The organism is Nostoc sp. (genome assembly GCF_036916985.1).
Lineage (GTDB): Bacteria > Cyanobacteriota > Cyanobacteriia > Cyanobacteriales > Nostocaceae > Nostoc.
Genome location: NZ_JBALFD010000041.1, coordinates 120504 through 131423, shown reverse-complemented (window position 1 = coordinate 131423; position 10920 = coordinate 120504). Strand labels below are relative to the sequence as shown.

3 protein-coding genes are annotated in these 10920 nt (G+C 42.6%); all 3 read right to left on the bottom strand.

Annotated features, from left to right (window positions below; translation table 11 throughout):
- Nucleotides 1-74 precede the first annotated feature (74 nt).
- Nucleotides 75-3305 (bottom strand): amino acid adenylation domain-containing protein, encoded by a 3231-nt coding sequence (locus V7L07_RS15025; RefSeq protein ID WP_335059063.1) that lies wholly within the window; start codon nt 3303-3305, stop codon nt 75-77.
- A gap of 86 nt (nt 3306-3391) precedes the next feature.
- Nucleotides 3392-10129 (bottom strand): amino acid adenylation domain-containing protein, encoded by a 6738-nt coding sequence (locus tag V7L07_RS15020; protein WP_335059061.1) that lies wholly within the window; start codon nt 10127-10129, stop codon nt 3392-3394.
- A gap of 390 nt (nt 10130-10519) precedes the next feature.
- A complete protein-coding gene (locus V7L07_RS15015; RefSeq protein WP_335059059.1) occupies nt 10520-10912 on the bottom strand; it encodes a hypothetical protein in 393 nt (130 codons plus the stop codon).
- Nucleotides 10913-10920: the final 8 nt, after the last annotated feature.

Sequence of the window (10920 nt, the reverse complement as noted above, 5' to 3'; positions counted from 1 at the left end):
TCTCTCAAAAAACTCTGCGTATCTTTGCGTTTACTCCGCGTTCCTCTGCGTTTAAAACCTCTACAAACTTATACTCACAAAAGCAATTGCTGGATTACTTCTTCTTCTGATAACTGATCAACTTCCCCTACAATCTGTGCAATTGCATCATTTTCTGCTTTTTCAATTTTTTGACCAAGTTCAGCAATGGTCGGATTTTCAAATAAATAACGCAGAGCAAAATCTAGAGAAAAGGCTTCTCTTAATCGAGAAATAACTTGGGTAGCTAGTAAAGAATGTCCACCTAACTCAAAAAAGTTATCGTGAATTCCAACCTGTTTTAATTTCAGAACTTCAACCCAAATAGTGGCTAATTCTTGTTCGGTAGACGTGCGAGGAGCAACAAAATCAATTCTTTGCTCAACGTCTGGAGTAGGCAAAGCACGGCGATTAATCTTACCATTAGGTGTTAGGGGTAATGCCTCTAGAAATACAAAGACACTGGGAATCATGTAGTCAGGCAACTTTGTCTTGAGGAAGTTTCGCAGGGTGCTAGGCGTTGGTTGATTATTCTTGGTAACGAGATAGGCTACTAAATACTTGTTTCCATGTTCATTTTTATATGCAATAACTACGACTTGTTTTATGTCAAAATGTTGATTTAAAACTGCCTCAATTTCTCCTAATTCAATACGAAAGCCGCGAATTTTCACCTGTGTATCAATTCGCCCGATAAATTCCAGATTTCCATCAGGGAGACGGCGAATTAAATCTCCAGTTTTGTAAAGTGTATCGCCCTCAATAAAAGGATTGGCAATAAATTTTTCACTAGTTAATGTTGGTTGATTTAAGTAACTTCTAGCAACACTCGCCCCACCGATATAAAGTTCCCCAGTAACGCCAATCGGGACTCTGTGTAAATCTTTATCTATGTGTAAATCTTTATCTAGTAGATAAACTTGTCTATCACCGATGGGTTTTCCAATGGGAATTGAATGTACATTTTCAGCAAGTTGTTGAGGAATCGGATAACAACAGGTAAAAACGGTACATTCTGAAGGGCCGTAAGCATGAATTAATTGTGTTTTAGGCAATAATTCTAAGGCGCGACGAACATGAGGTACAGAAACAGATTCTCCCCCAAACAGGAGTTGTTTAATCCCTAACAACCCTTGTGGCATCGTGTCAATCATGAGATTAAATAAAGCGGTAGTCAGAAACAGAGTGTTAACCCCTTGTTCTTGGATAATCTTGCTTAAGTCTTCAGGTGTGGGGATTGTGCCTGGGTAAAGCACACAACACCCACCATAAAGCAAGGGCGGCCAAAGTTCTAGAGTTAGTCCATCCCAAGAAATCGATGAATGTTGCAGCCAAATCTGTTCTGCATCAAGATGAATATAATCAACCCCAAACATAAAACCAATGATGCTACGATGAGTAATTTCTGTTCCCTTTGGTGTTCCCGTTGAGCCAGAGGTATAGATGATATAAGCTAAGTTTTCTGGATTAACTTCACTGTGTAAATTATTTTCTTTGTTTTGAGAAATTATTTCCCAATCTGAGTCAAGATTCACCACAGTTTGATTATGGATTGGGAGTTTATCTTGCAAATGAGTTTGCGTTAATAAAATCGGTGTCTGCACATCTTCCATCATGAATGCCAGTCGATCCGTTGGATAAGCAGAATCTAGCGGAATGTATGCTCCACCCGCTTTGAGGATAGCCAGTATTCCTATTACCATTTCTAGTGATCGCTCAACACAAATTCCCACTCGTACTTCAGGTTTAACTCCCAGCGCTTGTAAATAATGGGCTAATTGATTAGCGCGGTTATTCAACTCCCGATAAGTTAAATATTTATTTTCATATACAATTGCTACCGCATCAGGTTTTTTTTCTACTTGTTCTTCAAATAAAATATGAATACATTTGTAATGAATAGAATCTATATTTTGATTATTCTCTTGTAGAATTATTTTTTCTTCTTCAGCTTCACTGAGCAGAGATAATTGGGAAATATCTTGTTGTATATTGCCTGCCATTCCTGCTAGTATTGTTTGGAAATGTCCAATCATTCTGACAATTGTTTCATACTCAAAATGACTGGCATCATAGATAATCCTGCCAGACAATTGTGATTTAGGATTAACCACCATCGTTAGCTGATAATTGGTACGTTCAAAACAACGGATATTACTAATTTCTAAAGTTATTTTGGTATCCTGTTCAGCAGAATCTAGCGGATAATTTTCAAACACTAAAAGGCTCTCGAACAGCGACATTCCTTGGGGAAGATCACTCAAGCGCTGAATTTCTGCTAGGGAATAATAAGCATATTCTTCCTGTTCAAATCCTTGGCTTTGTAATTGCTTGAGCCAGGGTAATAATTCTGCCTTTGGTGTAATTTGTACCCGTATAGGGAGTGTATTTATTAATAACCCAACCATAGAATCTACTCCCGCAAGCGTTGGTGGACGGCCGGATACAGTTGCACCAAAGACCACATCGTTTTCACCACTGTAGCGGGAAAGTAGCAACGCATAAGCTCCTTGTACCAAATTATTCAGAGTTAAATGATGCTGCGCTGCCGCATATTGCAGTTTCTCAGTTACCGTTTGAGATAATTGAAAAGTTTGCTCGTTGTATGTTTGCTGTTTCCCGTCCCCATTACCCCTTATTCCCAGTCCCCATTCCCCTATTAATGTAGGAGTTTCAAATCCCTGGAGTTTTTTTTGCCAGAAGTTCTTTGCTTGAGTAATATCCTGTTGCTGTAACCAATTAATATATTCTCGATAGGGGCGAGAGGGTATCAGGCGTAAATGTTCACCTCGCTGATGTGCTTCATAAAAAGCTAAAACTTCTTTGAGGATAATTTGCATCGACCAGCCATCAAAAAGGATATGATGATGACTCCAAATAAATTGGTAAGTATACTCCTTTAGATGGATGATGGTGAAGCGCATCAGGGGAGCTTGAGATAGATCAAATTGTTTTTGGCGATCGCATTTCAAAAAATCCTCTAAATACTGTTGTTGTTCATCGGTAGTGAAATTCTGCCAGTCCAGTTGTTCCCACGAGAGATCCACTTGCTTACTTACCATTTGCAAGGGCTTTTCTATCTCCTCCCAATAAAAGGAACTGCGTAAAACTGGGTGTCGCTTAACAACCTGTTGCCAAGCTTGCTTAAAGGCAGGAAAATTTAATTCTCCTTGCAGGATGCAAAGCAACTGTTCAAAATAAACTTCTGACTCTGGCGCATAAAGAGTATGAAACAGCATCCCCTGCTGCATGGGCGAAAGTTCATAAAGATCATCGATGTTGTTCATGACAATGGGGATTGGGTACTGGGGACTGGGGATTGGGGACTGGGGGAATGACCAATGACTAATGACTAATGACCAATGACCAATGACTACTTTCTTTTAATTTTGGCAAGGAATTTGTCAAGCTGTTTTTGGCTGAGTTTGGCTGCTGAGAAGTCTGAAGGTGTATAACCGATCGCATCAGGGGATTGACAGTGGGTAATGAGCGATCGCAATTTCTCCATGAACCCAAAGGCTAAACCTTGGATGGTGTCTCGTTTATGAATTTTCTTGCTGTAATTCCAAGTCATTTCCAGTCTTCCTGCACGAATAAAGCCGCTTACTCCTAATAGATGGCTGCGCTGATTAAGTAAACTCTGTTCAGCTTTGAATTCTTCAACTAAACCCAACACAACAGATGCTTTAAGCACCTGATCGAACTGACCAAGATAGTTAAAACTTACTTCTGCTTGGGGTAGTGCTTGTAGTTGTTTGCGTTTACTTTCATCCTGTTGCAAATATCGCAACACGCCATAGCCAATGCCTCGGTTGGGAAGACGCCGTAGTTGTTCTTTAATTAACTTTAAAGTCTCTCCTGGATGGTTAATTTCTTCTAGCTGTAAATGAACGGGGAATAAGGTAGTAAACCAGCCCACAGTGCGCGACAAATCTACATCTTCAAATAAGTCTTCTCGTCCATGTCCCTCTAAATCAACCAGTAGCGAAGGTTGTCCCGTCCATTGGGCAAAGCTTTGCACTAAGGCTGTCAACAGCACATCGTTAATTTGAGTATTGTAGGCAGAGGGTACATCCTGCAAGAGGGCGCGGGTGTGTTCTTCAGTTAAAGAAAGTGACACAGAAGCGGTTGAGGCTAAGGTGTTATTTTCTTTATCTGAAGGATAATCTACTGGTAAGGCGGTAACTTTCAAACTAGACTGACTTAGCCAGTAATTCAACTCATCTGATGATTGGGCGTATTGTGTGAGGCGATCGCTCCAATATTGCCAGGAAGTTGTTTTAGGTGGTAATTTAATAGCTTCGCCACGACTGATTTGCTGATAACCAGTAGCCAAATCTTCAAGCAAAATCCGCCACGAAATGCCATCTACTACTAAATGATGGATGATGAATAGTAACCGACCTGGTTGATCGCTGCCTAATTGAAACAGTGCTACTTGTGCGATCGCTCCAGTAGATAGGTTCAAACTAGCTTGAAGTTCCGCATCCGCCGCTTTTATTGCTGTTTGTTGTTCTTCTGCCGATAGGTGCGACAAATCGATGACGCTAAATGGTACAGGTTCTTGAGTAGGGGTGTTAAACTGCTGCCAGTTTTCCTCTTCTTGCTGAAACTGCGATTCTCCCAAAGGGAGACGTGCAAAGCGTGATCGCAAAGCATCGTGATGTACTAACAATTGTTGCACAACTTGTTGTAATAGCTCTGGTTGCAAGTCTGGCGACACTTGCAGCAGAACTGATTGGTTAAAGTAATCAGGTTCGGACAATTTCTGCTCGAAAAACCAATGTTGGATGGGTGTCAGCGCCACCTTGCCAGTCAGTAAACCTTGTTCAGCTTTGACAGTGCGAGTAATTCCTGCCACAGCAGCTAACTCAGCAATGGTTTGGTACTGAAATAGCTGTTTAGGGGCAATTTGGATACCCACTTGATTGGCGCGGGAAATTACCTGAATGCTGAGGATGGAATCTCCGCCCAATTCAAAGAAGTTATCGTGGATGCCGACTTGTTTTAATTTTAAGATTTCCGACCAGATTGCCGCTAATCTCTCTTCTGTAGATGTCTGAGGTGCAACAAATTTATCTTCTACACTGCGGGATATTTCGGGTGCTTGTAGGGCATGGTAATCTACCTTCTGGTTCAGAGTCATCGGCAGCGCTTTCAGCAGCACAAAAGCCGAGGGAACCATATAATTAGGTAACTTCTGCTTGAGAAAATACCGCAGATCATCAGTGGTTAGTTGCGACTCTTTAGGTACAACATAAGCCACTAGCCGTTTTTGTCCGGGAATATCTTCACGAGCAATAACGACAGCTTGCAAAACCTGTGGATGTTGACTCAACACCATCTCAATTTCTCCCAACTCGATACGGAAGCCCCGAATCTTCACCTGATTATCGATTCGCCCAATCAACTCAATTTTGCCATCAAGTAGATAACGGGCTAAGTCGCCAGTTTTGTACAGTTTCCCGCCCCCTGCCTCCTCAAAGGGATTAGGGATAAATTTTTCCTTGGTTAACTCTGGACGTTGCCAATACCCTCTAGCCAAGCCGGCTCCGCCAATGTACAGTTCTCCGCTAACTCCTATAGGAACAGGTTGCAGATATTGATCGAGAATATAAACCTGAGCATTACTAATAGGTCGTCCAATGCTAACAGAGGTGGCTGTTGGAGTTAAGCGATCTAAAGTGGTTATAACTGTTGCTTCCGTTGGCCCGTAACTATTAAGTAATTGGGGTGGATTCGAGAGGTGAGCAATACTACTATGCCAGTGCTTCACTTTTTCAAGTTGAGCTTCTTCTCCGCCAATAATCACCATTCTCAGACTTTCGGCAATTCGGGAGTCTTCAGGGGTAAGTTCTGCAACTAACTGATGCCAGTATGCTGTAGGAAGATCCAAAACAGTTAACTGCCATTCTCGGCAACACCACCAAAATTCATCGCTAGAGTGCAGCATCTCTTCGGTTCGTAATACTAATGTTGCGCCAACTGAAAGACAAGGAAAGATTTCTTCTACTGAGGCATCAAAACAGATAGATGCAAATTGCAGAATATTATCGCTTGCATTAATTCCATATTCATGTATAGCGGTGAGAGTAAAATTTGTTAGCGATCGCTGTTCAATCATCACCCCTTTAGGTTTACCCGTAGAACCAGAGGTATAAATAATGTAGGCGAGGTTATGGAGTTGAACTTCGCTTATGGGGTTGGCTGTACTGTGTTGAGCAATTTCTAACCAATCCGTATCTAAACAGATGATTTTGCCGGCATAATTTGGTAGTTTGTCCTGGAATCTTTCTTGAGTTAGCAGAATGCTCAGTTGCGTATCTTCGAGAATATCAGTCAGTCGGTCTTGGGGATAAGCTGGGTCGAGGGGAATATATGCACCTCCGGCTTTGAGAATGCCAAGTAAACCGACAATCATCTCTGAAGAACGCTCAACGCAGATACCAACTAAGGTTTCTGGTTTGACTCCCAAACTTTGCAGATAGTGGGCTAATTGATTGGCGCGATCGCTCAATTCGCGGTAAGTTAATTGTTCACCTGCTTGCTGAATAGCTACAGCATCGGGTGTTAACTCCACCTGAGCCGCAAATAATTTATGGATACACTCTTTATTGAGATACTCCCGATGAGTTTGATTCCACTCCACCAGCAATTGCTGCTGAGTCTGCGTTAGCAGTGGTAATTCCGAAATTCGCTGCTCCGGTTTATCAACAATACTCGCTAGTAAATTTTGATACTGATCTAATATTTGTTGGATTGTGCCAGCATCAAAAAGGTCGCTATTATATTCCAAGACTAGCGTGATTCCCTTTGCTCCGGTTTTAGAACCGTTCTGCACACGTTGTTCAGAACGCGGTATCACCAATAAATCTAAATCAAACTTTGCTGATTTATTGCTGATTGGTTCATGCAAACTGATATCCAAACTAGGCAGACTCAAATCCGGCATCGGGGAATCATGGAAGCTGAACATCACTTGAAATAGAGGATTGTGACTCAAATTCCGTATTGGCTTGAGAACCTCCACCACCTGATCGAAGGGTAAATCTTCGTTGGCGTATGCTTCTAGTGTCACTTGACGAACTCGACCGAGTAATTCTCTAAATGTGGGATTGCCAGACAAATCAGTGCGTAAAACTAGGTTATTGACAATCATGCCAATTAACTTTTCTACCTCCTGCATCCGCCGATTGGCAACGGCAGTTCCTACGCTCAGGTCATCTTGCCCAGTGTATCGGTGCAATATGATTAAAAAAGCTCCCAGCATCGTCATAAATAAGGTGACACCCTCTTGACGACTCAGAACTCGCAGAGATTCGCACAAGTCGATGGGAAGTTCTACCCTAATTTGATCGCCATTGTAAGTTTGCTCTGTCGGTCGCAAGCGAACGTAAGGTAATGCTAACAACGGTGAACTGCCGGATAACTTCTGCTGCCAATAGGCCTGTTGTCGCTTGGCTTCTTGGCTTTTAACCCACTGTCTCTGCCAATGGGCAAAATCCACAAATTGAAGGAGTGGTTGAGGAAGCGGGGAAGGATTACCCAAACAGAAGGCTTGATAAAGTTCGAGCAATTCACTCAGAAATACATTGAATGACCAACCATCATGAGTTATATGATGCTCAATGTGGATTAACAGATGTTCTTGTTCGCTCAACTTGAACAAAACCCATCTGACCAACGGTAGTTGATTCAGGTCAAAGGGTTTTTGCAATTCTGCCTCAATCAGACATTGAGCTTCTATTTCCCGCTCAGATTCAGGAAACGTCTGGAGGTCAATTACTCTGAAGCTGATTGGTTGTGCTGGGTGAATTACCTGAAATAGTCGTCCATTCACCGCCGGGTAAGTTGTGCGAAAGATTTCATGACGTAGTACAATCTCGTTTAGGCACTGTTGTAATATCGGCACATTGAGTTGACCCTGAAATCGCATAGTTGCCTGGAATTGGTAGGCAATACTTTCAGGAGCCAATTGCTGAATAAAGTACACTCGCTCTTGAGCAAAGGAAACTGGCAAAAGTCCTTCACGCTCAATTCGTTGTATGGTAGGACACTGTAACTGCTGTTCTCGCTGGCTGTGCGGTGCGATTAGTAGAGCTAAACCAGCGATGGTAGGTTTATCAAAGATGTGATGAAAGGACAACTCAACTTGGAAAAGTTCGCGCACGCGAGAAAGGATCTGAGTGGCAATGAGGGAATGACCACCTAACTGGAAAAAATTATCATTGACTCCAATTTGCTCAAGTGCCAGTAACGCAGCCCAGATGACCGCTAACTTTTCCTCAATTGGGTTGCGAGGTGCGACAAAGGTTTCTTCGAGATTCGGGCGGGTGCGATCGCAACCTGGAAGATTTCGACGATCCACTTTACCATTGGGGGTGAGTGGCAGCGAGTCTAGAATTACAAAGACTGCCGGTATCATATAGTGCGGCAGCTTCTCCTGGAGGAAGCATTTTAGGGTAGCGGTACTCACCTCAAGTTTTTGCTTAGGGACAATATAGGCGACAAGACGCTTATCACCAGGGATGTCTTCACGGACGATTACCACTGCCTGCTGTACATCCGAATGTTGACTTAAAAGTGCCTCAATTTCTCCTAATTCAATGCGGAAGCCGCGAATCTTCACCTGATTATCGATTCGCCCAATAAACTCAATGTTGCCGTCTGCCAAGAAACGGGCTAAATCACCAGTTTTGTAAAGGCGGGGATTGGGGACTGGGGATTGGGGATTGGGGATTGGGGATTGAGGACTGGGATTGGGGATTGGGGAAAGGAAAGAGCTATCTGTTTGCCCTTTCTCCCTCTGCTTCCTCTGCTCCCCTGCCCCCTGCCCCCTGCCCCCTGCTGCCTCCTCAAAGGGATTAGGAATAAATTTTTCCTTGGTTAATTCTGGACGGTTTAGGTAGCCTCGTGCCAAACCATCGCCGCCAATATATAGTTCGCCAGGAGTACCAATCGGAACTGGTTGAAGTTGGGAGTCGAGTATATAAATTTGTGTATTAGAGAGTGGGCGACCAATGGGTATATTTGTAACCTCTTCGGGAATATCCTGCACTAGATACCAACAAGCAAATGTTGTACTCTCAGTTGGGCCATAAACATGCAGCAATTGCTGTGGCGCTCCATTGCTCAAAATCAATTTGACTGACTTGGGATCTACAGCCTCGCCTCCAAAGAGCAAGTGTCGTAGGTCTTTAAATGCTTCAGGGACAATGCTTGCTAACTGATTAAATAAAGCTGTCGTCAAAAATAATATACTAATTCTTTGTTCGCGGATGTACGTTGCGAAATGCTGGGGCGAAAGCACAACATTCTGAGGAATTACCACCAGCCTAGCCCCGTGCAGGAGAGATCCCCATATCTCGAAAGTGGCTGCATCAAATGAAGTATTTGAGGCTTGAGCAACGAGTAGTTGACCGCCGTAGGCATCGCTCGGCATAAACTGTATGTAGTTGGTGTTGCATACTAGCCGATTCACAGCCCGATGTGGTACAGCTACTCCCTTTGGTGTTCCTGTAGAACCAGAGGTGTAGATAACGTAAGCCAGATTTTCAGCCGTAACATTGCTAGCAAGATTCTCTTGGCTGTGTTGGTTAATTGATTCCCAGTCAGTATCTAAACAAACTACCTTCGCCCTGCTATCAGCAAACTCTTCAGCGAACTTTTGCTGTGTTAACAGCACCGACACTTGTGAATCTGCAAGCATGAAACTGAGACGTTCTTGGGGATACGTTGGGTCTAACGGGACATAAGCTCCTCCAGCTTTGAGAATTCCCAATAGCCCTACGATCATCTCTAGCGAACGCTCCATGCAAATGCCTACCAGAATTTCTGGCCCTACACCTAGCGAATCTGAATGCAGATAATGTGCTATTTTATTTGCTCGGTGGTTCAACTCTTGGTAAGTTAGTTGTTCCTCATTGAAGACAACAGCGATACTATCTGGAGTTTTTTCTACTTGCGCTTCAAATAATTGATGTATACATAAATGCTGAGGATAATATACTGTTGTATTGTTCCATTCCACTAATATTTTATGTCGTTCCTGCTCAGTTAAAGTAGAAGAATTGTCAATAGACTGAGTAGAGCTAATTCTAATTTCTGACATACAGGTAATATATAAGTTGAGAATTTTATTAAAGTCATTATTATGGCTATAGTAGAAATTCACTAATGTAATTTAAGTCTTGAGCCTCGTTCCCAGTCTCTAGGCTGGGAATGTATTCTCAGAGGCTCTGCCTCTGGTCAAGAGAGAGGAGGCGGAGCCTCCCAGAATTACTTACCAGTCAGGGTAAGGGCTGTATCTTAACTGAGTACCATTCAACTCCGAAGCTATTTTTTGCGTTGACAACAATCAATTAAGCGCGATCGCGACAATGGGAAATCGAGCGTTTTTATAATTGTGTGTACACCATAGCCCTTCTAATGGTGGTCAGGGAGGATAATTAAGTACTTAAATCACAGCCAAATACTTTTCAAACATCCTCTAAAAGTTAAATTATTCCTCAACGATTTCAATTGTTTTTGGCGGCTGAACTTCGTCAGTATCAATAATAACTTCTGGGCTAAGTTCATTTTTCAGTTTGAGTTTTAGCTCCTCTGAAATGGGTAAATCTTTAATTTCTTTCAGGAGGAATCTCACAGATTCGGTTTTACTACGTTCTGTATAGATGGCTTTGAGAACAGCTTCAATTCCATATCCCGCGACAGTATCCCCTACAACCGTTATCAGACCTAGTATTCCTATCCCTCCAATAATGCCAAATGGACCTCCTAAGGCTGTGAGGGCAGCAACAACAGCAACATTACTACCTGCTGATGTGACTGTTAATATCACGAGAATTATGCCAGGAAGACCCAGACCAGCAAGTTTTTTAATGATTTCGTCCATTTTAATTA